This is a genomic window from Anaerotruncus sp. AF02-27, from assembly GCF_003465835.1.
Classification (GTDB): domain Bacteria; phylum Bacillota; class Clostridia; order Oscillospirales; family Ruminococcaceae; genus Anaerotruncus; species Anaerotruncus rubiinfantis.
Genome location: NZ_QSBX01000019.1, coordinates 16,583 through 43,196, shown reverse-complemented (window position 1 = coordinate 43,196; position 26,614 = coordinate 16,583). Strand labels below are relative to the sequence as shown.

23 protein-coding genes and 1 riboswitch are annotated in these 26,614 nt (G+C 56.0%); of the genes, 12 read left to right on the top strand and 11 right to left on the bottom strand.

The window, feature by feature from the left end:
* Positions 1 to 73: 73 nt before the first annotated feature.
* From DWV16_RS13530 to DWV16_RS13500, 7 genes are all read right to left on the bottom strand, one after another.
* Positions 74 to 991 (bottom strand): DMT family transporter, encoded by a 918-nt coding sequence (locus tag DWV16_RS13530; protein ID WP_066457692.1) that lies wholly within the window; start codon positions 989 to 991, stop codon positions 74 to 76.
* A 69-nt stretch (positions 992 to 1,060) separates the two neighbouring features.
* Positions 1,061 to 2,359 (bottom strand): nickel-dependent lactate racemase, encoded by a 1,299-nt coding sequence (gene larA, locus DWV16_RS13525; RefSeq protein ID WP_066457690.1) that lies wholly within the window; start codon positions 2,357 to 2,359, stop codon positions 1,061 to 1,063.
* Between the two features lie 269 nt (positions 2,360 to 2,628).
* Positions 2,629 to 3,117, bottom strand: coding sequence for a TRAP transporter small permease (locus DWV16_RS13520; protein WP_066457688.1), 489 nt, complete (start codon positions 3,115 to 3,117; stop codon positions 2,629 to 2,631).
* Between the two features lie 54 nt (positions 3,118 to 3,171).
* A complete protein-coding gene (locus DWV16_RS13515; protein WP_079988211.1) occupies positions 3,172 to 4,275 on the bottom strand; it encodes a TRAP transporter substrate-binding protein in 1,104 nt (367 codons plus the stop codon).
* Positions 4,276 to 4,331: 56 nt separating this feature from the next.
* Positions 4,332 to 5,609: a TRAP transporter large permease gene (locus tag DWV16_RS13510; protein WP_066457686.1), complete on the bottom strand. Its 1,278-nt coding sequence runs from the start codon at positions 5,607 to 5,609 to the stop codon at positions 4,332 to 4,334.
* A 1,010-nt stretch (positions 5,610 to 6,619) separates the two neighbouring features.
* A complete protein-coding gene (locus tag DWV16_RS13505; protein ID WP_158572893.1) occupies positions 6,620 to 7,270 on the bottom strand; it encodes a histidine phosphatase family protein in 651 nt (216 codons plus the stop codon).
* Between the two features lie 30 nt (positions 7,271 to 7,300).
* Complete coding sequence (locus tag DWV16_RS13500; protein ID WP_079988210.1) at positions 7,301 to 9,028, bottom strand: sigma 54-interacting transcriptional regulator; 1,728 nt, start codon at positions 9,026 to 9,028, stop codon at positions 7,301 to 7,303.
* Positions 9,029 to 9,274: 246 nt separating this feature from the next.
* Here DWV16_RS13500 and uxuA point away from each other — a divergent pair, with 246 nt between their 5' ends.
* From uxuA to DWV16_RS13475, 5 genes are all read left to right on the top strand, one after another.
* Entirely contained in the window at positions 9,275 to 10,309 is a 1,035-nt protein-coding gene (gene uxuA, locus DWV16_RS13495; RefSeq protein WP_118479733.1) for a mannonate dehydratase, read from the top strand.
* 397 nt (positions 10,310 to 10,706) lie between these two features.
* A complete protein-coding gene (locus DWV16_RS13490; RefSeq protein ID WP_158572891.1) occupies positions 10,707 to 11,594 on the top strand; it encodes an alpha/beta hydrolase in 888 nt (295 codons plus the stop codon).
* Positions 11,595 to 11,622: 28 nt separating this feature from the next.
* On the top strand, positions 11,623 to 12,693 hold the full coding sequence (locus DWV16_RS13485; RefSeq protein ID WP_118479731.1) for a DctP family TRAP transporter solute-binding subunit: 1,071 nt from the start codon (positions 11,623 to 11,625) through the stop codon (positions 12,691 to 12,693).
* A 59-nt stretch (positions 12,694 to 12,752) separates the two neighbouring features.
* Positions 12,753 to 13,250 (top strand): TRAP transporter small permease, encoded by a 498-nt coding sequence (locus DWV16_RS13480; protein WP_066457671.1) that lies wholly within the window; start codon positions 12,753 to 12,755, stop codon positions 13,248 to 13,250.
* The gene (locus DWV16_RS13475) at positions 13,247 to 14,518 is read left to right on the top strand and encodes a TRAP transporter large permease (RefSeq protein WP_118479729.1); all 1,272 of its coding nucleotides are present in this window, start codon (positions 13,247 to 13,249) and stop codon (positions 14,516 to 14,518) included. The genes DWV16_RS13480 and DWV16_RS13475 overlap by 4 nt, the downstream gene beginning before the upstream one ends.
* A 50-nt stretch (positions 14,519 to 14,568) precedes the next feature.
* Here DWV16_RS13475 and DWV16_RS13470 read toward each other — a convergent pair whose 3' ends face one another.
* Both DWV16_RS13470 and DWV16_RS13465 read right to left on the bottom strand, forming a co-directional pair.
* Positions 14,569 to 15,750, bottom strand: a complete 1,182-nt coding sequence (locus DWV16_RS13470) for a sugar diacid recognition domain-containing protein (protein WP_066457666.1) — start codon at positions 15,748 to 15,750, stop codon at positions 14,569 to 14,571.
* Between the two features lie 139 nt (positions 15,751 to 15,889).
* The gene (locus DWV16_RS13465) at positions 15,890 to 17,509 is read right to left on the bottom strand and encodes a mannitol dehydrogenase family protein (RefSeq protein ID WP_243007330.1); all 1,620 of its coding nucleotides are present in this window, start codon (positions 17,507 to 17,509) and stop codon (positions 15,890 to 15,892) included.
* Between the two features lie 327 nt (positions 17,510 to 17,836).
* Positions 17,837 to 17,944: riboswitch (TPP riboswitch) on the top strand.
* A gap of 70 nt (positions 17,945 to 18,014) precedes the next feature.
* Between DWV16_RS13465 and thiW the strand changes: the two genes are divergently transcribed.
* The 6 genes from thiW to thiD are packed head-to-tail and all read left to right on the top strand — an operon-like array spanning position 18,015 to position 22,692.
* Entirely contained in the window at positions 18,015 to 18,524 is a 510-nt protein-coding gene (thiW, locus tag DWV16_RS13460; protein ID WP_066457663.1) for an energy coupling factor transporter S component ThiW, read from the top strand.
* A gap of 42 nt (positions 18,525 to 18,566) precedes the next feature.
* Complete coding sequence (cytX, locus tag DWV16_RS13455) at positions 18,567 to 19,766, top strand: putative hydroxymethylpyrimidine transporter CytX (RefSeq protein ID WP_118479725.1); 1,200 nt, start codon at positions 18,567 to 18,569, stop codon at positions 19,764 to 19,766.
* Positions 19,767 to 19,780: 14 nt separating this feature from the next.
* Positions 19,781 to 20,605 (top strand): hydroxyethylthiazole kinase, encoded by an 825-nt coding sequence (gene thiM / locus DWV16_RS13450; protein WP_118479723.1) that lies wholly within the window; start codon positions 19,781 to 19,783, stop codon positions 20,603 to 20,605.
* A complete protein-coding gene (gene thiE / locus DWV16_RS13445) occupies positions 20,592 to 21,233 on the top strand; it encodes a thiamine phosphate synthase (protein WP_118479721.1) in 642 nt (213 codons plus the stop codon). The genes thiM and thiE overlap by 14 nt, the downstream gene beginning before the upstream one ends.
* Positions 21,230 to 21,877, top strand: a complete 648-nt coding sequence (locus tag DWV16_RS13440; protein WP_118479719.1) for an HAD family phosphatase — start codon at positions 21,230 to 21,232, stop codon at positions 21,875 to 21,877. The genes thiE and DWV16_RS13440 overlap by 4 nt, the downstream gene beginning before the upstream one ends.
* Positions 21,874 to 22,692 (top strand): bifunctional hydroxymethylpyrimidine kinase/phosphomethylpyrimidine kinase, encoded by an 819-nt coding sequence (gene thiD, locus DWV16_RS13435; RefSeq protein WP_066457654.1) that lies wholly within the window; start codon positions 21,874 to 21,876, stop codon positions 22,690 to 22,692. The genes DWV16_RS13440 and thiD overlap by 4 nt, the downstream gene beginning before the upstream one ends.
* Before the next feature lie 318 nt (positions 22,693 to 23,010).
* On the opposite strand, the gene DWV16_RS13425 is transcribed toward thiD, so the two are convergent.
* Positions 23,011 to 23,871, bottom strand: coding sequence for a fumarylacetoacetate hydrolase family protein (locus DWV16_RS13425; protein ID WP_118479715.1), 861 nt, complete (start codon positions 23,869 to 23,871; stop codon positions 23,011 to 23,013).
* A 333-nt stretch (positions 23,872 to 24,204) separates the two neighbouring features.
* Here DWV16_RS13425 and ytvI point away from each other — a divergent pair, with 333 nt between their 5' ends.
* The gene (gene ytvI, locus DWV16_RS13420; RefSeq protein WP_158572889.1) at positions 24,205 to 25,281 is read left to right on the top strand and encodes a sporulation integral membrane protein YtvI; all 1,077 of its coding nucleotides are present in this window, start codon (positions 24,205 to 24,207) and stop codon (positions 25,279 to 25,281) included.
* Positions 25,282 to 25,334: 53 nt separating this feature from the next.
* Here the strand turns inward: ytvI and DWV16_RS13415 are convergent, their stop codons facing one another.
* Positions 25,335 to 26,591 carry a [Fe-Fe] hydrogenase large subunit C-terminal domain-containing protein gene (locus DWV16_RS13415; RefSeq protein ID WP_066457646.1) on the bottom strand — a complete coding sequence of 419 codons (1,257 nt, stop codon included), beginning with the start codon at positions 26,589 to 26,591 and terminating at the stop codon, positions 25,335 to 25,337.
* Between the last annotated feature and the right edge of the window lie 23 nt (positions 26,592 to 26,614).

The window sequence follows — 26,614 nt, the reverse complement described above, 5'->3', positions numbered from 1 at the left end:
AAATTCCCCATACATCTGTTATTTACGCAACAAAAAATACCATCTGTAAAAAACAGATGGTATTTTTTAAGTTTTATTCAGTTTCTTCGACCGGCTCCACATGGATCTCTTTGAGCAACGGCGACCGCGCCTGAGAAACGGTGATGAGCAGGATACCCAGAATGATCAGGATACACCCCGCCAGCTTTGCCCAGGAGAGTTCCTCATGCAGGATCAAAACCCCCAGGATCACGCTGGTGATCGGCTCTAAAGTGGAAAGGATTCCCGCGGTCGAGGCCCCGATATACCGGATACCCAACTGGAAAAGCGCCAACGCGCCGATCGATACGAAAATGGACACCAAAAAGCTGTAAAACCAGGCAAGCGGCGTCATCTCGAACAGGGTCAGGCTGCCGGTTGCCAAGCCGAACAGTCCCGCGCTGGCGCCGGTACAGATGCACAGATAAAATGACAGCTTAAAATAATACATGTCCTTGAGGCCGGTCTTATCAACCCCCACGACATAAAAGGCATAGGCAAAACCGGAAACCACTGCCAAAACGATCCCAATAAACGCGGCGGAGGACGAGCGGTCCATGAAGAAAAGCACGCCGGCCGTGGCCAGTATAAGCGCCAGCGCCTTCCATTTGTCGATCCGCTCTTTGAAAAACAGAATGCAGCTCAATGCGGTCAGCACCGGGTAGATGAAATGGATGGTGGTGGCCATTCCGACCGAAATGAAGCTGTAGGAAGCGTAAAGGGTGATCGTCGTGAGCGCGGAACCGAGTATCCCCACTAGCGCAAGGCTTTTGAACTCCCGCTCATTCACCGCGACCGGTACCTTCTTCATGCGCAGGATCACATACAGGATCGGCAGCGACAGGGCCGCCCGCAGGAAGGTCACAGTGATGCCGTTCGCGCCGCCGTCGTAGGCAAGCCTGGCAAAAATCGGTGTGAAACCAAAAATAATTGCGGAAAGCGCCGTATAGACTGCACCTTTATATCGATCCATTCGTTCAATCTCCCATGATTCATTCAGCTGGAATCCGCATACCGGTCCCTTCCCCTGGGCTTTTATAAACTATTTTGCCAGTTCCGGCAGCCCCTTCTGCGGCTGCGGATAGAACAGAACCTTCGGATCTTCCTTGCCGCAGAGCTGATAGGCTGTTTCCATCAGCTTTTCGGGGTCCTTGCAGGGAACCATATACATCTTCGAGATAACATCGTCCGAAACATTCGGGGAGTAGACCACAATCTTCACATGCTTTTTGAAGATCTTGGAAAGCAGCAGTGCGTGATCCATCTGAATCTCGTAATTCTCCAGCAGATATTTTTCCATATCCGCCAGGTTATCGGTGTTCTCAAATGGACGCAGCATATCCACCGACTGCACGCCTTCCGGGCAGTCACTATAAAGCACAACGGTGATATCCTCATCCAGTACGTCTGTCAGCGCGATGAGCGGCTTCATAGACTGATAAAAATCGAGGTTCAGAGGCACTCCCGGCGTGGTGACAATGATGTCCGGCTTTGTCTCGAGCCGCACGTTGCAGAACTGCCGGATATAGGCCACCGCAGCCGCGTGTGATTCCTCCAGACCGCCCGCAAACCCCGCGGAGGGCTCAAGCTTGTCGTTTACAACAAAGTTGACGGTGAAATCCATCCGGAACATCTTGGCCGTTTCCAGCATATCAAGATGGGTCGGATTGCCTTCCAGCACGCCCGGCACCGCGCATTCGGAATAGAGGTGCTCCGGCTTGTGGTTGATGACGATGGTGCGTTCGGACGAGATCCCTGGTAGCACCGATTTACGCCCGCCGGAAAAACCCGCGAATTCATGCGGTTCACATTTACCGACCGAGATATGCAGGTCACATTCATAAGCGCGGCGATTCACCTCCACAGGGGTGCCGTAGGAAGTGTCCCCCAGATAGACGAAACTGTCCTTGTCAAACGGCGTATGGTTCTCAATGCGCACCTTGCCATAGAATTCCTCACCCACGAAGGAGCGCATCTCCGCCTCGGTCGCCGGGCGGTGCACACCGATTGCAACGATAAAAAGAATCCCCTCAAGCGGGACGCCCGCCTCCGTCAGCTCCCGGATGAGATGCCCGGAAACCTTATCGGTTGGGACGCGGCGGGAGGAATCCGATACGATGATGCAGGCGCTTTTGGCGCCCCGCTCCCGGGCAATCTCCGAAAGCCGTTTTCCGGAAACCGGGTTCTGGATAATCTGTTCATAGACCGCCGGGTCGGTGATGGGCGGAATCGGCTTGATGGCTGCCATCCCAAGGCAGTTCTTTGCGGGAACCGAAAGCGAAATCCCCTCCACATCGTCCAGATAACGGGCCATTCCATCCTTCACTTGAATCTCATACATAGTTGATCTCCTCCTTGCATTTCAATCTGTCGCAGACGACTTTCCACTTTCATTTTATCAGAGCTGTCCGCCGTCTGCAATGAAATGCTCTGGAAACCCGCGAATCGCACCAGGCCGCTTTCCAATTTGTTCTCACTTCGCTTCAATCGAATCATTTTGAGAAAACACGTGAATCTTTCAACCCGCCTTCCTGTTTCATTCTATCATAAATTAAAAGAAAAATCCTCCCAAAGCGAAATTCGCTTTGGGAGGATTTTATGTTGGTTTTGTCAGGCTTCCGCTTTTTTGCTCTTGATGTCCGCCCAGAGGTTGCGAACCTCATAGAAAGCCATCAGTCCAAAGGAAATCGGGACGGCGGAATAGCCAATGCCGATCGGCCAACGCAAAGCCGGGGTGGTCTGTCCTGCGGTTTTAATCAGCAGGACGATTCCCACAATGCAAACCAGAATCGAGGCGGCCAGCATTAAAAACTGGGAGAAATATTCACACATTTTCTGGATCTTTTTCGGCATCATTTCCTTAAAGATAACGATTCCGATATGTTCCCTGCTCTGGGAAATAACGGTCGCGCTCAGCATGCAGAACCACACCAGCGTGATCTTCAGGAACTCCTCCGACCAGGTCAGCGAGCTTCCAAGCACATACCGGCAAAAAACGTGTGTCCAGGAAACCACCAGCATAACACAGCCGATCGCTGTGATAATGGCAAGGATGAACTTGCCAATCTTGTTGACAATAGGATCTAATTTCGTCACCATACAAACCCCTCCTATCCGCGCGGGAGTACCGAAATTGGTCTTCCTTGCGATTAATTATTCAACGCCCAGCAGGATTTCCGCTTTCGCGGCATTCATGGCATCCATGAACTTGTTGACATAATCCTCACCGATTTCCGCTTTGACCTTATCCGAAACGGTGGTCTGGGAGATCGAAACCATCTCAGCTTTCGCTTCCGGAGAGAGCTCATTGAATTCCATGCCAAGATCAGTCAGCTTCGCAATGATCGCTTCTTCACGGGCAGCATTGACAAAGCGGCTGTAGTTCTGGCCCAACAGAGCGCCTTCGGAAATAACAGTCTGATATTCGCTCGGCAGCTTGTTGTACCACTCAAGGTTGGTAACCAGCGGCATCGAGTCATACAGATGTTTGGAAAGAGTGACATACTTCTGGACTTCGTTCATCTTGAGGTCCCAGATGTTGGCGAGCGGGTTCTCCTGGCCGTCAACGATCTTCTGGCTCATCGCCATGTAGAGTTCGGAGAACGGAACCGGAGTCGGGTTTGCGCCGAGCGCCTGGAAGTTGGCCATGTGCATCGGAGCTTCCATGGTACGGATCTTCAGGCCTTTGAAATCTGCGACCGAGTTGATCGGTTTCACCGAGTTGGTGACATGGCGGAAGCCGTTTTCCATCCAGGCAAGGCCCTTCAGGTTTTCAGCCTCAAGCTGATTGAACAGATCCCAGCCAGCCTGGCTGTCAAGAACCATCCAAGCTTCTTCATAGCTGTCGAACATGAACGGGATATCCAGAACCATGAACTTATCGCAGAAAGTCGTGATCGGGCCGATCGAAGCGGTCGCCATTTCCAGCGTGCCGTTCTTAACCTGCTCAACAGACTCGCGCTCCGCGCCCAGCTGAGAGTTCGGGAAAACTTCAACCGAAACGTTGCCGCCGGTCTTGGATTCAACATAATCTTTCATAACCAGCAGGCCCAGGGTCTGGGGATGCTCGAGGGAGTTACACGCGGAAATACGGATGCTGACCTTTCCAAGGTCCGGAGTGGTGGAAGGAGCAGCGGAATCACCCGCAGGAGCAGCCGACGACGCATTCTCACTGCCGCCGCAGCCGGCCAGGAGCGCCAGCGCAAGGCACATGGTCAGGCAGAGAACCCGAACGAACATTTTTTTACCCTTCAACATGAAGCAACCTCCTTAAATTTACATCGGAATTTGGTGGACTCTTGAATATTGGGGGTTTATGCATACCCTGTCAGGCGCGGCAGGAAGAGGCAGATATCCGGAACGAACGTGACCAAGAGCAATGATCCGATCGTTACGACCAGGAAAGGAATCGCTTCCTTTACCGTCTCCTCCAGTTTTACGCCCGCAATCGGGCTGGTGACAAAGAGCGTGATGCCGAACGGCGGCGTCGCAAGACCAACCACCAGGTTGATGCAGACGATGACCGCAATGTGCAGCGGGTGGATGCCAAGCTGCCATGCAACCGGCGCGATGATCGGGGCCAGGATGACGATGGACGCATAGTCATCCATGAAGCATCCGCAGATCAAAAGCACAACGTTGACCAGCAGCAGGAATACCCACGGAGGCATCTGGGAAAGCGGTCCAATGATGTAATCGAGCACGCGCTCGCTCGCGATTGCCCAGGACATAACGCTTCCGGCGCCCGCCAAAAGCAGGACCAGGCCGGAGGTAAGCGCCGCCTCGCGGAAAATTTCCGGGATATCATGAAGCTTTGCAGCTTTGTTGACGAAGAACGCCAAGAAACCACTGTACAGCGCCGCAACCGCCGAAGCTTCGGTGATGCTGAACACGCCGCCGAAGATACCGCCAAGGATGATGACCGGCAGCAGCAGCGAAGGCAGCGCTTTCCAGGTTGCCTGCATCTTCTCTTTGCCGGTGGTCTTGTGGTAGCTCGGGTAATTACGTTTCTTGGAAATGAACCATGCGATGATCATTTCGCCGCCGGCAATCATGATCGCCGGGACGATCGCGGTCATAAAGACGCCTGCGATGGACGTTCTTCCGACCGCCATGCAGTACATGATCATCAAAACGCTCGGCGGCATGATCGGGCCGAGCAGGGAAGCTGAGGACATGACCGCAGCGGAGAACGCGGGGCTGTATTTTTCCTTGATCATCATCGGGATCAGGAAAACACCCAGCGAAGCTGCCGACGCAACTGCAAGTCCAACGATCGAACCCATCAGCAGGCTCGCGCCGATGGTGACGATCGCAATCGCGCCTTTGGCGCGTCCGAAAAACACATTGACGAAATCAATCAGCGCTTCCAGCAGCCTGCCCTTCAGCATAAACTGCCCGGTCAAAACAAAGAACGGGACAGCCAGGAAAGAGAAGCTGCTCATACCCTCGTACATACGCTGGACGATCAGGATGATCGGCAGGTTTGATACGAGCAGGTACGCAAGACAGCTGATAATCAGGTTGTAAGCGATTGGAAGTCCAATGATCATGAGGAAAAAGAAGCAACAAATCAGGACGGTCAATTCCATGAAAACACCTCCATATTTTTTCTACACCCCGTAATTGCCGGTACGCCCTCGGAAGCACAAGCCCCTCCGGTTTCCGGCCAAGCACGCGAACCTGCACCTAATTTCAGACTTCAGGCCCAAGCGGCCTTCCGCCTTCCTGTGCGTTCGCGCGGCAAGGAGCGGCCGCATACCGTCGGCCAGATTTTTTGGATGCACTGCGCGCCCATCCCCGTTCGCTTTATTGGCGTTCCGCTCCCGAACTGCCGGGCCGGCGGACACAAAAACGAATTGAAATCTAGTCCCTCCTCTCCGGAATTGGATGGGATCTCCCGACGGGCGTAGCCGCCGGACGCGCAAGATCTTAAGCGGATGCTGATATCGGAAAACCGCCGCCCCACGCCGGTACGTTATTGGGGGACGGGGATTTCTTCGGAAATCAAGGATACCGTTTCGTTGCCATCAGCAGCTGTGGATTCGTGCATGGTTTCCTACAGTTTTGTATTTTTGTATCATACGCTACAAAACAAACCTGCATTCCTCACAAAAAACTTTCCGCTTTCAACAACGATATTATATAAAATGCAGCCAGCCATTTGCAATCGTCAATCCTAAATCTGGCAAAATTCCGATTTACCCTTCTGAAATCTTTCGGATTTGAAATGACCATATCATTTTGATACAACCGTGCACAGCGACCTGTACAAATCCATATGCCCAATGCAGGCACTATATACAAAGAAAGGCGTTATGATAAAATTCCCCCATCATAGCGCCTTTGCCAATCCATTTCATTTTCTCTGTACAATTGTTTTCATCAGGCCCACCCTTGAGAGTCAACAAGACTCCCAGACATTGTATCGGTTCCTGCTTTTGGATTTAGCTAAATTATAATACAAATGTGATGAAAAAGCAACCAGCATCTTACATTTTTGCTAAAAGACTGCGGTTTTCATAAAATGGCTCCACACCGCTTTCCACAAATTGTTTCATACAGAGGATTTCATGAAAGAACAGATGTCCTCCATCCGCGCTCACTTTTTGAGGAAATTGGTCGCCACCACAAACCGCAGCTGCTCCGGAAGATGACTGTCGTCCCCGCAGTAAAGCAGCTCCGGTTCCTCCGGCCGCTCATAGCAAAGCTTGCTCACCGCCGTGTTGCCCACAATAAACCGGCGGAAAGTTTCAAACGGTTCCCTGCGGGCGTAGCTGATATAGGTCTGGATGACAAACCCGTGCGCAACCACCGCCAATGTTCCGCCCGGGTTCTCCGCCACGATCCCAGTGATTGCGGCGACCACCCGGTCATAGACCTGCCGCGCGCTTTCCCCCTGCGGCGCCGCGAAGCGCGACGGCCGGTCGCGCAGCGCGGCTATCTCCAGTGGGAAGCGCCGAAGATTCTCCTCGCCGGTACGGCCCTCAAGCAAACCGCCGTCGATCTCCCTGAGTCCCTCGCACAGGATTGGGGAAAGGGCGTGGTGCGCACAGATTCCTTCCGCCGTCCGCAGCGCCCGGCAAAGCGGGCTCGAATAAACCGCGTCGAGCGGAACCTCCCGGAAGCGAACGCCCAGGTACCGGGCCTGTTCGAGCCCCAACGCGTTGAGCGGCACATCCATCGAGCCCTGGAATTTCCCGTATACATTGAAGTCCGTCGTCCCATGGCGAACCAGATAAACCGTTGTCAATCGTCGTTCCCCCGATAAAATGGATTCCCGCTATTCAAACAGTGTGTTCTGCTGGATGCGGTACTGCTTGAGCTTGCGGTAAAGGGTCGCGTTGGAAATACCCAGCTCCTTGGCCACCCGTGATTTTGAGCGTGAGGAGTTTCCGAAGTCGTTGAGCGCTTTGAGGATCAGTTCCTTCTCTGCGTTTGCAAGGTTGTAGGCGTCTTTCTTGTCGTCGCGCAGCCGCTGCAGGATCAGTGGCGGCATATTCTCCGCCGTCACTTCGGTGGCCTGGCTGTCCATCTGTTCCACGACATAGGACACCACGTTTTCGATCTCACGGATATTCCCTTTCCAGGAGTAATCGAGGAACATCCCGCGCACTTCCTTGGAAAAGGTGATCCGCTTGTTCGCGTCCGCATTGCATTTTTCAAGATAGTAGTCCACAAACAGCAGGATATCCCGGCCGCGGGTGCGCATCGGCGGGATCTGGACGGTGTAAACCTCCAGCGCGTAAAAAAGTTCTGGCTTGAATTCGCCCTTTTGGGACATCTGCCGCAGATCCTTAGAGGAGCCGCAGATGACCTTGGTGTTGTTGAATTTGCTGTTCTGGATAACGGTGAGCAGGATCACCTGATTGGCAAGGCTCAGGTCTCCGACCTCATCTATATATAAGGTATTGCCCTCAAGCAATTCATTTTTCACCTGCACGTCGCCCGCCTGAACCTGTTCCCGGTCAAAGACCGCTTTCTCAATCAGCTCCTCGACCGCCGATCCATGCGTCAGACGGATAAACTGGTTGTTGCGGCGGATGCTTTCATTGTGGATGGCGCGGGCGTACATCTCCTTGCCGGACCCCGGCTCGCCCATCAGCAGCACCGGATTCGGGCTGTAGGCGGTCGCCTTGCAGGCGGAAACCGCTTCGAGGAAGGACGGACTTTCCCCGATCAGGTAATCAAAATTATACTGCTGCTGCATATCGCTCTGAGTAAGGTTTTCATGCAGCGTCTTGATATCTGTGAAGATGAATACCTTATTGATCTCCCCTTCGTTCACACCGTTTACATTATGTATGACGCCGGTCAGACGGATCCGTTTTGCACGGATACGCACCATGAAATCAGCCGAATCGGTTTTGTGTCCGCTTTTTTCGACAATCGCAAACTGCTTGATCTTGGTCAGGTACTGAATCTGCGCCAGATTGCAGTCGAGGATCTTCTCACAGCGGTTGTTCATATATAAAATCTTATTCTTGTCGTTTAAAATCATGACACCGTCACTGATGAGGTTGATCAGTTTCTCCCGCAGTTTGGTGTTGTAGACCTGCAGCCGCTGATCCTGGTATTCCCGCGCTTTCAGGGCAATCAGGTCGGTGATATTCTCCATGAAAAGGGTCAGCTTGTCGGCGCTGCGCATGATCGTCTCATACTGATCCGGGGAGGAGGACGCGATGCTGATCACGCCGAGCACTTCGCCGTCAAGCTTGATTGGGAAGCCCATTTCACACTGCCCCTTGCAGACCGGGCGGTTGATGCAGTCGCGGCAGATCTGGTCGGTTTCCGGGTCCTTGACAAAGATCCGTTCGCCGGTCTCCATGCATTTGGTGAAAAGGTTGCCATTATGCAGCATCGGGCTGCCGATCATGCGGTTGAAACGTCCGGTGCCCGCCACGCGCAGCAGGCGGTTGTCCGAGATATCCACATGCACATCGAACACAGTGGTGACCATTTCCACATATTTCGAGACATGTTCCTGAATGCTCATCAGCAATGATTCCATGGCTTCCTCCTTTTTTGGCACATCAGTTTCCGGGATGGGCCGGTCCTTTGCGCATCCCGCCAATCATATTTATTTTACCATCAGGAATTTAAAAATTGATTCCCTGCCGGAAAAATGACATTCAAAATGACATCATGGTTTCATTTTGATATTTTCCCACAGAGCGAAAAATGTGCTCGGCACACGTATCAAGCGGGCGATCCCGGGCAAAATTTTCTTGAAGCTTTAAAAACTGGAGGAATTTTCATGAAACTTTCATTCCGGTGGTACGGCGCGGACGACCCGGTGAAAATCGAATACATCCGCCAGATCCCCACTATGCACAGCATCGTCACCGCAATTTATGACGTGCCGGTCGGCGAGGCCTGGCCGGCTGCGAAGATCCGGGCGCTTAAAGCGGAGGTCGAGAATGCCGGCCTTCATTTTGAAGTTATAGAAAGTGTGCCCGTGCATGAGGATATCAAGCTCGGCAAGCCCTCCCGCGACAGGTACATCGAAGCCTACCGGGAAAACATCCGCCAACTTGGGAAGGCAGGCGTCCGGTGCATCTGCTATAACTTTATGCCGGTCTTTGACTGGACCCGTTCCCGCCTTGACCAGCAGCTTGCGGACGGTTCGAACGCCCTGGTCTACTATAAGGAGGATGTGGATAAAATGGACCCCACAAAGCTGGCCCTGCCCGGCTGGGATTCCTCCTATTCCACCGGCGAGATGAGCGGGCTTATCGCCGCCTACCAGGCGCTCGGCGAGGAAGGGCTCTGGGCCAACCTGAAGTATTTCCTCGAGGCAATTATCCCGGTTGCCGCCGAATGCGGCGTCAATATGGCGATCCATCCGGATGACCCGCCGTGGCCGATTTTCGGCCTGCCGCGCATCATCACCGGCGAAGCGGGGCTCGACCGCTTGCTCAAACTGGCCGACAGGCCTCAGAACGGGCTGACTCTCTGCACCGGTTCGCTCGGATCTTCCCCACAAAACGATGTGGTCCGCCTGGTGGATAAATATTCCTCCATGGGCCGCATCCACTTCATGCATGTGCGGAATGTAAAACTGGTCGGCGAAGGAAGCTTTGAGGAATCCGCCCACTATACCGAAGCTGGTTCACTGGACATCTACGGGGTCATGAAGGCGCTGCACAAAAACCGGTTTGACGGCTATCTGCGGCCCGACCACGGGCGTATGATCTGGGGCGAAACCGGCCGCCCGGGCTACGGGCTTTATGACCGTGCGCTGGGCGCGAGCTATCTGACCGGTATCTGGGAAGCGCTCGAAAAAGGCTGAAAGCAGTGATGTTCCGCTTCCATCCCCGAAAAAGGGCCTCTTGAAGGAGGCCCTTTTTCTCTGCCCAGAAATGCGCCGTCCCCTTCAGCACATTGCCCTATTTAAATGCAGAAATCTTTTCTTTCGTTCTGATTTCAGGCTGTTTTCATGAAAATAATGTTAATATTGTGCAAACGCCAGCATGTATTTTAGTCAATTTATCAATTTATTTGAAAATACCTCAAAAATAAATCGTAAAAATCGCCACAAGTTTTGAAATGTGCAGTGTGCACATGATTTTCAAAAAATTCCTTGCCCAGTGAATATGGAAAAATCGCAAGCGAACGTGTAAGATTAATTTAAAGATTTTGAGATGTCCCCGGCCGGACAGCATCCCTTGAAATGGAGGAATCAAAATTTGGTCCTGGAAGAAAGCCCAGAAACCTATACTGTACTGGAAACGCCGGATATCAAACGAAAGTTTTTGGATATCCGCTACGCCGACCGAAACGAAGACGAGGCCCTGGATCTTTACCTTCCCGAGGAAGGCGACGGGCCGTTCCCGGTCATCATCGATCTGCATGGCGGCGGCTGGTATTACGGTGTGAAAAGTTCGCTCAAGGTCGCGCCTGTTCTCACCGGGCTGAAACGCGGTTACGCGGTTGTTTCCCTCGCTTACACCCTGAGCGTCCACGCGCCCTTCCCAGCGCAGATCTATGACGTCAAAGCCGCGATCCGCTTTCTGCGGGCGCACGCAAAAGAATATCACCTCAATCCCCAGCGGATCGGCCTGTGGGGGCTCTCCGCAGGCGCGCACCTCGCCGCGCTGGCTGGCACCTCTGCAAACGTCCGGGAGTTGGAGGATCTCACAATGGGCAACGCCCAATACACCTCGGACGTCCAGTGCGTGGTTGCCCTCTACGGCATCATGGATATCGGTAAGCTGGAGCGCCAGCACGCCGAATACGGCGTGGATCCCAACGAAGCCTGCAGCAACGACCGGTCGATGGGCGGCATGCTGCTTGGCAAGGCTCCCTGCAAAGTGCCGGAGCTGGTGCGCTTCGCAAACCCCGAGACTTACATAACCGCCAAGGCCCCTCCCTTTTTCCTGCAGCATGGGCTCGCCGACACCGTTGTCCCATTCCAGCAGAGCATCCTGTTTGCAGACAAGCTGGAGCAGGCCATCGGCACTGAAAAGGTAACCCTGGAACTCTGCCCCGGCATCAATCATGCGGAAAGCTTTTTCCGCACTCCGGAAAACACCGAAAAGATTTTCGCATTCCTTGATCAGTATCTGAAACAATAAACCAAAAAAGAATTAGGAGGCATTCCCTGTGAAAAAAACTCATTCGGTTAAACGCTGTGCAATCGCACTCCTTCTCACCGCCGCAATGCTCGCAACCGGCTGCTCTTCCGGTTCCTCCGCTCCGTCCTCCTCCGCGCCTGCCGCACCTGCCGCATCCGCCGCGGATTCTTCCGCGCCCGCCGCTGACGAACAGGAGGAAGTCACCCTCCAGTACAGCACCACCTCCACCCCCGGCACCACCTTTGTGGAAGCTTTCGAAATGATGGGCAAGCTCATGGAGGAGCGCACCGGCGGCAAGGTTCATATCGAAGTGTTCCACTCGAGCCAGCTCGGCAACGAAACCGATGTGACCAGCAATGTCATCGACGGCGCGATCGATATGTGCAACTCCGGTTCCGGCGAGCTCGGAAAGCGGATGGAAAGCTTCAACGTTTTCCAGACCCCATACCTGTTCCGGGATTATGACCACTTCTCGAAATTCGTCGGCAGCGACGCGGAGGCCGGCCTGTTTGCAAAGGCGCAGGACGAGCTTGGCGCCGTGGTGGCCGGCACCCAGACGATGGGCGCCCGTTATGTGATCAACACCAAAGCCGCCGCTTCCAATCCGGAAGAAATGAAGGGTCTCAAGATCCGCTGCCCGGACATGCCCGCGATCATCTCGATCATCCGCGGCCTTGGCGCGGAACCCGCCCCGATGGCCCCGACCGAGCAGTACCTTGCGATGCAGCAGGGCGTCATCGACGGCGCGGAGCACACACCGTCCGGCATGGCAGCCTGGAATATCCAGGAGGTCTGCAAATACTTCTCCCTCACCGGCCACGCGCGTGAAGTCACCTTCACTGTCATTTCCCAGGCCGCGCTCGACAAGCTCACCCCGGAAAACCAGAAGATCCTCCTCGAAGTTGTAAACGAAGCCGCCGCATGGGGCAATCAGAAGACTGAAGACGACGAAGCGAAACTCATCCAGAGCTTCCATGACGACTTTGGCATCGAGCTGGTCGACGTGGATGCGGACGCCTTCCGCGCTTCCCTGCAGAGCGTCATCGATGAGCTCAGCGCCGCAGACCCCGATCTTTACGCTGCCGTCCAGGGGATCTGATCCCCTGGGGCCCGGCATGGCATCTATTATCCGGGTAGTACCGGACTGGAGGTTTTTATGTGAATCGTTTGATACAAGGGCTCGAACGGGTCGAACGCTGGGTGCTCATCGTCCTGTTCTCCACCATGCTCATTATGCTGACCATCCAGATCATTCTGCGCTACTTTTTCAATACCCCCTTGGTGTGGAGTGAGGAATTCTCCCGTTATATCTATGTGTGGCTCGTCTTTCTGGGGATGGGCTACTGCGTGACGCAGGATAAACACGTCGCGGTGACGCTCGCGGTTGACCGCATGCCGCCGGCTGTGCAGAAAATCCTGAAAGTGGCCGGAAACCTCCTGGTGATTGCGGCGATGCTCTACCTGCTGCCTCACTCTTTTCGGTACGCGCTTTCCCAGCACAAGCTGCTCTCGGGCTGCATGGAGATGCCCATGAGCTTTCTTTTCCTTGCCATGCCGGTCTGCTGTCTGCTGACCAGCATACATATGGCGCTTTCCACCGCTTGTATGCTGAGAGGCACCAATAGGGATGTTCCCGGAGAGGAGGCGCTGTCATGATCGCAATGGTCGTTTCCCTTGTGATTCTCATTTTCTGTGGCATGCCGATCGCGTTTTCCCTCTTCCTCAGCTGCCTTTCGTATTTCTTAACGACCGGTGTCTCGCTCAACATCGTCACCCAACGGATGATCATGTCGATCGGCGACTCCTTCACCCTGCTGGCGGTGCCGTTCTTCATGTTCGCTGGCGCGGTCATGAATTCCGGCGGCATCACCCAGCGTATCTTCAAATTCGCCGATATGCTCGTCGGACACATCACCGGCGGTATGGGCCACGCCAACATCCTTGCCAGCGTTATCTTCTCCGGCATGTCCGGCAGCGCGATCGCCGACACCGGCGGCCTCGGCGCAATCGAACTCAAAGCGATGAAGGACGCGGGCTATGACGACGGCTTCTCGCTCGCTGTCACCGGCGCGTCCTCCTGCATCGGCCCGGTCATTCCGCCGAGCGTCCCGTTCGTCATGTACGGCGTCATCGCGGGCGTCTCGATCGGCAAGCTATTTCTGGCGGGCGTAGTCCCCGGACTTGTCATGGCGTTTGCCATGGCCATTGTGGTCTATGTGCAGGCCAAGCGGCGCGGTTACGTTAAAAAACCGCGCGCGAAGCTTTCCGCCATGTGGAAATGCTTCAAGGAATCCTTCTTTGCGCTGCTCGCGCCGGTCATCCTGATCGGCGGCATTGTGGGCGGCGTGTTCACCCCGACCGAAGCGGCCATCGTGGCGTCGGTTTACGCGCTCATCCTGGCGTTTGCCACCCGTTCGATCAAGGTAACGGAACTGCCGGCTCTCATTGACGACACGGTGAAAACCACCGCGATGGTCATGGCGATCGCTGCCTCCTCGGTGCTGTTCGGCTGGATTCTCACCAAGGAGCAGATCCCCAAAATGGCGGCGGAGTTCATCTCCTCGGTCGTGCCGAACAAGATCTTCGCAATCCTGCTGGTGAACCTGCTGTTTCTGATCGTCGGGATGTTCATGGACGGCACCGCCTCGCTCATCATCCTGACTCCGATTCTCGTGCCGCTGATGGCAAGCTACGGCATGGATCTGGTCCATTTCGGCGTGCTCATGACCATCAACCTGATGATCGGCCTGCTGACCCCGCCGGTCGGGATGGTGCTGTATGTCCTTTCCGGCATCTCCGGCGTCAGTGTTGAGCGAATATCCAAGTGTATGGTACCTTATATATTCACGCTGATCGCGGTTGTGTTGTTTTTGTCCTTTGTCCCGCAGATCACCCTATTCCTGCCTAGCCTGCTCAGCGCATAGGAACTCATAAACGGATGCACGCACGGGGAAACCCGTGCGTGCATCCGTTTTCAATCCTCGGTGTTCTTGTAATAGTAAAGCAGCTGCTGGAAAAATTCCCGGCCGATCTCATCGTTCACCGGATCGATACAAAACAGTTCCTTCATCCGGTTAATCCAGGCAATCAAGGTGTTCCTGTGCTGAAAAAGGGCCTTTGCGCTTGCGGAAACATTCATGTTCCGCTGGTAGAGCATCCCCATATTATCAAGGAAACGCTGCCGTTCCCCGCCCTTGAGCACATCCTTGAAAACGTTGAAGATCATGCTGAACTCCTCCATCGGCACCTGGCTTTGCAGGTATGGAAGGACGCTGTCATAAAAATAATAGATCCGCGTTTCGTCGTCGCCGATAACATCCGCCGAATTGTTCGAAACCCACAGGCTGTGATGGTATCCTTTCTGATAGTTGATCAGCTTGTTCTGCAAAGTCCCCACGTTGCAGATAAACGGGCGCCCGCCGTTGATATTGAGGGCCTGCATCCCTTCGACATACTGCTCAACCACCTCGCGGTAGCGGCCGACCGCCTCCGCAGGGTTTGTTGAAACCGCTTTGAACACGACCGCATTCTGCCCGCGGGTGATGCAGATGATATCCTGCTTGTCATGGTAGGGGTTGCGTTCAAACTCGGAAATCTGCCGGTCCTCCCGGTAGTAGCTGTACCGCAGGATAAACAATAGCGGTATCCGCACCATGTCGGTGTCGTATCCGTATTTGTCCGCGATGTTGTAGGCCTCCGCCGGATAGGGATCTTCCGAATAGTAGAGCAGCACCTTGGTGAAGATGTTGCGCTGATCGAGCTTGCCCCAGTAGGAGGCTTTGTAGCTCTCGAGGTCATAAACCGACTGGGCGGTCAGCGCAGCCATGCCCGCATATTTTGCGAGAAGTTCCGGGTCTCCGACCAGCAGGATCACCCCGACCGCTTCTTTTTCATGAAAAAAAGGCACATACACCCCCTGCTGGCTTGCCACAAACAGGAATTCGTTTGTCCTGTCCACCACAACCGGGCGTCCGGTCTGAATCGCCTTATAGGCCGGTTCGGAAAATTTCCCCGCGCTGGAAGGATCGGTGAAAATCACCACAATCCCCTGATTGTCGGCGATCCCCACCTTCACCGTTTCATGTCCCAGGACCGCTTCCAGCTTTTCCTGTACCGCCTTTACCGTGGCAAACGATTCGTTTGTGTTTTTATCCAACCATACCACCCCTTTCCGTCCGGAGGGCCCCGCCGCCCGCGCCGGTTTGTTTTTGTGTAGTATAGCACAGTTTTTCCCGTCTGAAAAGCGGCAAAAAGGGCCGCGCTTTTAGCGCGGCCCTTTCCATGGAAACACCATTTTACGCGTTCACGTATTTTTGCAGGGTCGTGCGCACCGCGCCCGGACCCGCAATGAGCTCCTTGAACATGCCTTCGACCTTCCCGCCGAGACCTGCCTCATAGAGATCCACGGCGAAGAGCGCCGGATTCGAGAGGATTGGCTGAAGCGCGCTGCCGACGCTTGCGGGCTCGCCGACCTTAACCCCAGCGAGCATCTTCTGCAGATCCGCCAGCATCGGGTCGCTGCTCACCTGCATCGGTTCGCATTTGTCGTCCACGCCGAGCAGATAGCGGCACCAGCCGGCCAGTGCCAGCGGAATGCAGACGAGATCCTGCACATCGAGATCCGGACGCGAGAGATAGGATTTGATCGTTTCGCCAAAGCGGATCGGCAGCTTTTGGCTCGTGTCGGTAGCGATACGCTGCGGCGCATCCGGGATGAACGGATTGGGCAGGCGCTGATCGATGACCTCGTGGATGAAGTCCATCGGGCTCAGGATTTTCGGGTCCACCACGACCGGCATGCCTTCATCGTAGCCGATGCGTTCAACCAGCTTTTTGAGGTCGGCGTCCTGCATCTCAGCCGCAATGCTCGTGTAGCCGAGCAGACAGCCGTAAACCGCCAGCGCGGTGTGCAGCGGGTTGAGGCAGGTGGTGACCTTCATGCGCTCGGTGTTGTTGACCGTGTCGCGGTCGGTGAAGTAGACGCCCGCTTCCTCAAGAGGCGGGCGGCCGTTCGGGAAGCGATCCTCCACAACAAGGTACTGCGGGACCTCGGCGTTGACAAACGGCGCGATAAAGGTATTCTTCGCGGTGACGACCGGCGCCATATCTTCAATGCCGGCCGCGGCGAGCTGTTTTTCCACGATTTCAGATGGGCGCGGGGTGATCTTGTCAATCATGCTCCACGGGAAGGATACCTTCGACGCGTCCTTGAGGTAGGCGACAAATCCTTCGTCCACAAAGCCGTTTTTCTGCCAGGCTTCGGCGACCGTAAGGACCGAATCCTGCAGCTTCTGGCCGTTGTGGCTGCAGTTATCCATGCTGCAAAGCGCAAACGGATAACCGCCGGCCTTGTAGCGGCGGAACATCAGCGCGGTTACAATGCTCATTGCATGGCGCGCATGGTCCGGGCCGTTTTTCATGTCCTCCTGCACGACCGGGAAGAAATTTCCCGCAAGGTCGGTTAGGGCATAGCCTTTTTCGGTGATGGTGAAGCTGGCCATCTGCAATTCCGGATTGGTGAAAAGCTCGTTGAGACGCGCCATCTGTTTTTCATCCGCGCCGTCCGCTTTGATGCCTTCCGCGATACTTGCGACGATCTCCTTGTCGGTGGAGCCGTCCGGCTTCAGGCTGACAAGCATGGTGAGGTTGTCATGCGGGGCATAGATCTGGTCAATGATCCCGAAATCAAAGGTATCTGCGGCAATCACGCCGCTCTTGGCCTTGCCGGAGTTCAGCAGCTCCTGCTGCAGGCGGGCGATGAACCCGCGGAAAATGTTGCCCGCGCCGAAGTGCACCCAGACAGGATGCTCCTTGGTGTGCGCACACATGGCGGCGTAATCGAATCCGGGCAGCTTGACGCCGGCGGCTTCCCACGCCTTGCGGTCCTGTAGGCTTTGTGCTGTCAGTTTTAACACCAGAATCCCTCTTTCCTGTTTTCTTTTCCGTACCGCCGCGCAGCTTTTTAAATGGGCGCCGCGGTTTATTGTCAGCAGTTTTCCAAAGTCCCAGAAGATAGTTTGCCCCGCGCCGCACAGCCATATAAGCGGGCGAAACGCGGGCAGATCTTTCCCACGCGGGATTTTACCGGAGGGAATCGATCCTATGCCTAAATTTTACCACTGGCATGCTAGCGTGTCAACAGAAGAAATGGCTAAATTTCCACTTTTCCCACCCGTTTTGCGGCAAATGGTGTTTTCACGAACATTGACAAACTTTTCCGCCTGTGTTAAAATCTGAACGAATTGAATAGCACGGGGAGCTTGTGACGCAGGCTGAGAGGAAGTCATCCAACTTCGACCCGCACACCTGATTTGGATAATGCCAACGTAGGGATCGTATGCAGAAATGAAAGTTTCAGCGGGACGCGCCGGTTGGCGCGTCCCGCTGTTTTTTATTCCATCAAGAAAGAAGTTGTCAAGTATGAACCAAAATGTCAAAAAACTCACCACCGCAGGCCTGCTGATTGCGTTGGGCGTCGTCTGTTCCGCCTTTTACATCCCGATCGGCGCCTCCAAATGCTTCCCGATCCAACACATGGTCAACGTCATCGCGGGTGTGCTGCTCGGGCCGGGCTACGCGGTCAGCATGGCTTTCGGCACCTCGCTCATCCGCAACCTCATGGGCACCGGCAGCCTGCTCGCCTTCCCGGGCAGCATGATCGGCGCGTTCTGCTGTGGCATGCTCTACAAACACACCCGCCGCCTGCCGCTGGCCTATCTCGGCGAAGTGGCTGGCACCGGAATCCTCGGCGGCCTCGCCTGCTATCCGGTCGCGACTCTGCTGATGGGCAAGGAGGCGGCGCTGTTCGCCTATGTGCTGCCGTTCCTGGTCAGCACGCTCGGCGGCGCGACCATCTCGGTGCTCGCGCTCGGGGCGTTGCAGAAGACCCATGTCTTCGGCGATGTCAAGGTTGCGCTCGGCAGCAAATAAGCTTTACAACAAACTGGAAAAACGATAGAATGGAGAAAGATTATGGATAACAAGACTTCCAGCCTTGGACAAGGCCTGCTCTGGTTCGGCGCGGCGGTGTCGATCGCGGAAATCCTCACCGGCGCGCTGCTCGCGCCGCTCGGCTTCTGGAGGGCGGTGTGGGCCATCCTCATTGGGCACCTGATCGGCTGTGCTGTGCTCTTCTTCACCGGCTTTATCGGCGCGAAGAGCGGCCTCTCCGCCATCGAATCCACCCGCATCTCGTTCGGAAAATACGGCTCCTTCTGGTTTTCGCTGCTGAATGTCGTCCAGCTGCTCGGCTGGACCGCCGTCATGATCATAAACGGCGCCAAGGCGCTGAACGTTGTCACCCCGAATGTCCAGAACGAAGCCATTTGGTGCCTGGTGATCGGCGGGCTCATCTGCGTCTGGATCCTGGTCGGGCTCAAAAATCTCTCGAAGCTGAACGCCTTCGTCGTCTCCGCGCTTTTCCTCTTTACGCTGGTGCTCGGCTGGGTGGTCTTTCGAAATTTCTCGTTCGGCGCGCCGGGCGATCCAAACGCCATGCGTTTCGGCGCAGCGGTGGAACTCAGCGTCACCATGCCGCTCTCCTGGCTGCCGCTCATTTCCGATTACACCCGCAGCGCGAAGAACCCCAAAATGGGCACTGTCATGAGCGCGGCGGGGTATTTCCTGGGCAGCTGCCTGATGTATGTGATCGGGCTGGGCGCGGCGATCTACACCGGCACCGACGACATCGCGCAGATCCTAGTCGCGGCGGGGCTGGGCGCGGTCGCTCTTTTGATCGTCATCCTCTCGACCGTCACCACAACCTTTCTTGACGCGTGGTCGGGCGGCGTGAGCATCGTCAACCTCAACCACAAATGGAACGAAAAAGCCGCGGCGCTTGTCGTCTGCGCGGCGGGCACCCTGATGGCCATCTTCATCAACATCAACCAGTATGAAAACTTCCTCTATTTCATCGGCTCGGTCTTTGCCCCGCTCTTCGCCGTGCTGATCACCGATTATTTCATCCTCAGGAACACCAGGGTGGAAGAAGCGCAGCTTCTGAACATCAAAAACATCCTCATCTGGGCGGTCGGCTTCGCCGGCTACCGTCTGCTGATGCGGATTGATTTCCCGCTCGGCACCTCCCTGCCGATCATGCTGTTTACCGGCCTTCTCTGTGTCGTAGTCCACAAGGTCACCTGCAAACACCCCGCGCCGCAGGGCGCAAACTGACAGGAGTGATCCCTATGTTTGAAAAAATCCTCTCGAACGTCGCGGCAAAAACGCCGCTCGTCCACTGCATCACCAACTACGTCACGGTCAACGACGTGGCGAACATCCTGCTCGCCTGCGGCGGCAGCCCGATCATGGCGGATGATGAAAACGAAGCGGAGGAGATCACCTCCATCTGCGATGCGCTCGCCCTCAACATCGGGACGCTCAACAGCCGCACCGTCCAGTCGATGTTAAAAGCCGGGCGCCGGGCGAACGCGCTCGGGCACCCGGTCGTGCTCGACCCGGTTGGCGCGGGCGCGTCGAAGCTGCGCACCGACACCACCGTCCAGTTGCTGCGGCAGGTAAAATTCACCGTTATCCGCGGCAATTCCTCCGAGATCAAAACGGTCGCCGCGGGCAGCGGCGAAACCCGCGGCGTCGACGCGAATGCCGCCGACGCCACCACCGACGAAAATCTGCCGTCGGTCATTTCCTACGCGAAAGCGCTCTCCGAAAAGACCGGCGCAATCATCGCAATCACCGGCGCGATCGACGTGGCAGCGGACGCGAAGGACGCCTATATCATCCGAAACGGACATCCGATGATGTCCCGCATCACCGGCACAGGCTGCATGCTCACCGGTGTGATCGCCGCCTTTGTTGCCGCGAATCCGCAAAACCCGCTTGACGCGGCGGCCACCGCTGTCGCCGCGATGGGAATCTGCGGGGAAACTGCTTATACCCGGATGCGCAAAGACGGCGGCGGTACCGCTTCCCTGCGCATGGGGCTCATCGACGCAATGAGCCGGCTCGATGCCAAAACCTTGAAGGAGGCCGCAAAGCTTGAACATTTCTAAAAAGGACATGCTCCTTTATGTCGTGACCGACCGTTCCTGGCTCGGGAAAAACGACCTGGCCGCGCAGGTGGAGGACACCCTGCGCGCGGGAGCGACTTTTGTGCAGCTGCGGGAAAAACAGCTCGATGACGCGGCTTTCCTGGCCGAAGCCCGCCGCATCAAGGCGGTCACCGACCGTTACGGGGTTCCGTTCGTCATCAACGACAATGTGCGTGTGGCGCTCGCCTGCGGCGCGGACGGCGTGCACGTCGGACAGGAGGACATGGAGGCCGGCGATGTGCGAAAACTGCTCGGCCCGGACAAGATCCTCGGCGTTTCCGCGCACACAATGGAGGAGGCCAGGCTTGCCGAGGCGCGCGGCGCGGACTATCTCGGCGTCGGGGCGGTTTTTTCCACCTCCACCAAACTGGACGTGAATACCCTCCCGTTTGAAACGCTGCGGGAGATCTGCGGGGCTGTTTCGATCCCGGTGGTAGCCATCGGCGGCATCAGCCGGGACAATATCAGAAAGCTCAAGGGCTCCGGCATCGGCGGTGTGGCGGTGATCTCCGCGATCTTCGCCCAGCCGGATATCTATGCTGCGGCCAGGGAGCTTTACAATCTTTCGAAAGAGGTTACAACAGCATGATAAAAGGCGCGATCTTTGACCTGGACGGCACCCTGACCGACTCGATGTGGATCTGGGACACGGTGGCCATCGACTTCATGAAGCAGCATGGATTTCCGGTGCCGCCCGGCCTGCGGGAAGCTGTCAAGCCGCTCAGCTTTCTGCAGATGGTCGCCTATTATCAGCACGACCTTGGGATTCCCCTTTCCGCCGAGGAGATCATGAATGGCACCAACCAGCTTGTCGAGCACCGGTATTTTTATGAGATTCCGCTCAAGGCGCACGCCGGAGAATTTCTCCAAAAGCTGCGCGAGGCGGACGTTCGATGCGGTGTGGCGACCGCTTCGGAAAAATACATGGTCGAAGCCGCGCTCACGCGGCTCGGCATACGGGATTATTTCGAATTCGTCCTCACCTGCACCGAGCTCGGTTCGGGCAAGGATGAGCCTGCCATTTTTGAGGAGGCTCTGCGAAGGCTCGGCACCGCGAAGGATGAAACCGTGGTATTCGAGGACGCTGTCCATGCCATCCGCACCGCCAAGAAAGCGGGTTTTCGGGTGGTCGCGCTGTATGACGACTCCGCCGCCGAGGACGCGGAGGAGATCAAAGAAATCGCGGACCGGTATTGCCGCTCGTTCGCGGAATGTGAGGTAGAATCGTTATGAAAAAATGTCTGACCATCGCCGGCAGCGACTGCAGCGGCGGCGCGGGAATCCAGGCGGATCTCAAAACTTTTTCAGCACACGGCGTTTTTGGCATGAGCGCGATCGTTTCGGTCGTGGCGGAAAACACCGCCCGCGTGATCGATATCATGGACGTGACCCCGGACATGATCAGAAAACAGATTGACGCGGTCTTTGAGGACATTGTGCCGGACGCGGTCAAGGTGGGGATGCTCTCCCAGCCGGAATGCATGGCCGCTGTGGCGGAGAAACTGCGGGAATATCATCCGGCCAATGTTGTCATTGACCCGGTCATGTACGCCAAAAACGGCTGCCCGCTGATGGATCCCGGTTCAATCGGCGCGCTCATTGAAACGGTCATCCCGCTGGCCGATCTGCTCACCCCGAATATCCCTGAGGCGGAAAAAATTTCGGGCGTGGCGATCCATGACATTCACGATATGGAGGAGGCCGCGAAAAAAATCCACGCCATGGGCTGCAAAAATGTGCTGGTCAAGGGCGGGCATGCAATCGGAGACGCAGTGGACGTACTCTACGATGGCAAACAGTTCCACCGCTTTGCCACCGAACGGATCAATACCAAAAACACCCATGGCACCGGATGTACCTATTCCTCCGCGATCGCCTCGAACCTGGCGTTGGGACTCGCCATGCCTGAAGCGGTCAAAAAAGCGAAGGATTACGTCACCACCGCCATCCGGCATTCGCTTGCTATTGGCAACGGCTGCGGCCCAACCCATCATTTCTGGGATCTCTATCGGAATGGTCTTGCGGGAGACGTGGATCTGCTCGATTGACGGCTCCCGGCACGGCTTGCTTTTTGTGCGCTTCGCCGTCAGGCGAGCAGGCTGCCAAGCGCGGCGCCCCGCGCTCCTTATCCCAAATCCACCGCCAAAGGCGGCGGGTCGTCGCAGACGACTCTTTGCCGGGGGACACGGGGGCGGAAAGCCCCCGTGAGCAGCCGTCGCGCGTATGCGCGCTTCGCCGTCAGGCGAGCAGGCTGCCAAACGCGGGACATATTTTCGCAATCTTGCGAAAATGCGCTGCGCGCAAAACGGACAAACCAATAAAAAACACGCGGCCCTGCGGGCCGCGCGTTTTCTTTTCTTCCGTTCTCACCTGACGGTATTTTTCAGCGTGCCGATTCCATCGATCTCACATTCGACCACATCGCCCGGTTTCAGGTATTTGGGCGGATCGAAACCCATACCGACGCCCGCTGGGGTCCCCATCGAGATAACCGTCCCAGCACGCAGGGTCATCCCCTGCGAAAGCTCATGGATCACATGGGCCACGTCGAAGATGAGAAGTCCGGTGCTGCTCTGCTGGCGCAATTCGCCGTTCACACGGGAACGGATGCCGAGCTCCGGCGGCGCTTCGATCTCGTCCGCGGTCACGATCCACGGACCCATGGGACAAAAGCCGTCCATGCTTTTGCCAAAATACCATTGTTTGTGGCGGTTTTGGATGGTACGCGCGCTCACATCATTGAATATGGTATAGCCGAATACATAGTCGAACGCACACTCCCGCGAAACGTTCTTCGCGTCCCTGCCGATGATAACGGCCAGTTCCGCCTCATAATCGAGGCTGTCGACGATATCGCTGTGGCTGGGGATCCCCCCGCCGCAGGGAACCGCTTCGTCCACACGCTTTGAGAAATAGACCGCATATGGACGTTCGCCGTCGAATTTTTCCTTTTTGAAGCGGGCCGATTCCGCCGCATGGTCCATATAATTCACACCCAGGCAGATGATATCCTGCTTGGGATGCGGGATGGGCGCGAGCAGCTTTACCGCCTCGAACGGGATCCCGCCCATTTTAGCTTCAGCCACGCGGCGCAGCTCGTTCATCGAAACGGTATCGATCACCTGGTTCATGTCGTCATAGCCTTCCACTGGATAAACGGTTTTTCCATCCTCTGAAAGCACGCCCACCTGGGTGCCGGTGTAATACTGATAGGTCAGCAGTTTCAATTGTCATCCCTCCGTTTGTTCCAGTATAAAGCGTCCGGGAAATCCCGTCAAGGGACCGGTTCACAGGTTTTTAAAAAAATCCGGCCTGAAAAATCCGGATTTCCCGATTTCCCGGTATCGGTTCGGAAAGTTATGCCCATACTGAAATCTGCGGGGCGGCTGCGTCGTTTTATAAACAGGACGGCTCTTGCAGGAATTTTCTTCCACAGAAAGCCCGGATTCATGTTGACACTGTGACGGCTGTCCTTTACAATGGATACGGGCCTTTCGGCGCTATCCGCTTTTGGCCGGCGGCCTTATTCGCCCGGACATCTCATGAAAGAGGGAAAAACTTTGACAACCGAACGCAAACGCGCCTTTATTATCAACTGCATGTTCTTCGCGTGCCTCGTTGCGATTGCCTACATTGCCTTTAAGTATCTGCTTGCGTGGATGCTGCCCTTCGTAATCGGTCTCATCGCGGCCGCCTGCCTGCAGCCGCCAATCAATTGGATCTGCAAAAAAACAAAACTCAAAAAAAAGCTCATTTCGCCGATCCTTGCTTTCATTCTGGTTTCGGTGGTGGCCTGTTTTGTGGTCATGGGCACCTACAATGCGATCGGTGAACTCGGCGACCTGATTTCGCGCCTGCCCAGCTGGTACAAAAACTCCGCGCCGGTGGTCAGCGAGGCGATCAACACCCAATTTGAATCGCTGCTTGCCAATCTCCCGGATGAGGTGGAACAGCAGGTCATTTCGATTTCCAACGACCTGATCCAGTACATCCAGTCAAAGCTCATCTCCTTCTCCTCCACGGCGCTTTCGTGGGTCGCCAACAAGGCCTCCCAGCTTCCGTCGCTGCTCATTTCGATCATCATCACTGTGGTCGCCACCTTCTTTATGAGCGTGGAGTTCGACAATATCAAGAAATTTATCAAGCTGCAGATCCCGGAAAAGTACCGGGTCCTGGTGCTCAACTCCTGGGAAACCTTTGGCCGGACGGTGGTGCGGATGCTCACCTCCTACCTGTTCATCATGTTTTGCACCTTCTGCGAGCTGGCCCTTGGCCTGACCTTCCTGCAGGTGAACTATTCTGTTCTGATCGCGGCGCTCATCTCGGTGGTCGATATCCTGCCGGTCCTCGGAACCGGAACCATCCTGATCCCCTGGGGCCTCATCTGCCTGCTCATCGGCAGGACCGGGCTCGGCGCCGGGATTCTGGCGCTTTATGTCCTCATCACCATCATCCGCAACATCCTCGAACCGAAGATCATCGGCAACCGTATCGGGCTGCATCCGCTGGTCACGCTGGTCTTTATGTATCTTGGCCTGCACATCATGGGGATTTTCGGCATGTTCCTTTTCCCGCTGACCCTCATCCTCATCAAAGAGCTGCAGGACCGCGGGCTGATCAAAATCTGGAATTCCTGATCCCGCCAAATCAGCAAGGCCGCCGGAAAATTTTCCGGCGGCCTTTTTTTCTTTCAGTGCAGGTTGCGGGTGAAGATGTCGCTTTGCTCCAGGAGCTGCTCGACCGTATCAATCCCCAGCCGGTGCAGAAGCTCGATCACATAGGGATTGTCGATCGGGGTAGGCGCGGCAGCCGCCTCACCGTAGGCGTCGACATTGCGCGTGCCCTCCTCCACCGGGATCAGCCGTTTCGGCCCGCCGACGCAGCCGCCGGCGCAGCCCATGCCTTCAAAAAAGTTGGCGTCGGCCTTTCCCGCAATAAGTTCGTTCAGCATCGCTTTGCAGGCGGGCACGCCATCCGCCTGCCTCGCACGGATTTCGACCTTCCGGTGTGGGTTCAGGCGTTCGACCGTACTGCGCACCGCCTCGCTCACGCCGCCGGTACGGGCGTATAGCCTTCCGGCGCGGGAGGAATGATCCTTTTGCCTGTCCTCCTGTTTTGTAAGGTCAATCCCGGCGGCCTCAAAGATATCGCGCATCTCCTGAAAGGTGAGCACATAGTCGATCGCGCCGAGCAGGTCGGTTTCACGCGCTTCCGCTTTTTTGGCCAGGCACGGGCCGATAAATACGGTTACCGCGTCCGGATGCAGTTCCTTGACCGCGCGGCCGCAGGCCACCATTGGGGAAACTGAGCCAGGCACGTGCGGCATGAGCTGGCTGTAGATTTTGCGGATCATGGCGATCCACATCGGGCAGCAGCAGCTTGTGAGCTGATAGTCGTCCGCATGCTGGATGTTCTGATCAAATTCAAAGGCTTCCTTCAGAGTGAGGATGTCCGCGAAGAGCGCCACTTCGACCATGCCGTCGAATCCAAGCTGTGAAAAGGCGCTTCGCAGCATGCCCGGCGTGACCGCATCACTGAACTGCCCCTGGAACGCGGGGGCGATCAGCGCATAGACCAGTCCCTTGTGGTTGCGGAGCATCTCGGTGACCGGCAGCACATCCTTGCTGGCGATCAATTTATGGCCGCGGCAGGCCTCGATGCAGGCCGAACAGCCGACGCACCGGGTCAGGTCAATCGCGACCCGCTTGCCCTGGGCATCCGGGCCGATCGCGCCGAATTCACAGGCGTCGGCGCAAGCGCCTTTGCCGTCCGGGCAGTCGCATTCCGCAATCCGCCAGACAACCGGATATTTCTTTGGATTGAGCAGGCAGTCAAGCTGCTTCGGATCGTAGTCCTCCTGCGAACGGATCATTTTGACCGCTTCGGGCAGATTGCGGCGCACCGACGCCGCTAGCAGAGTCTGATAGAGTTCCTCAAAGGTCGCCATCGTTCGTCCATCCTTTACACTGG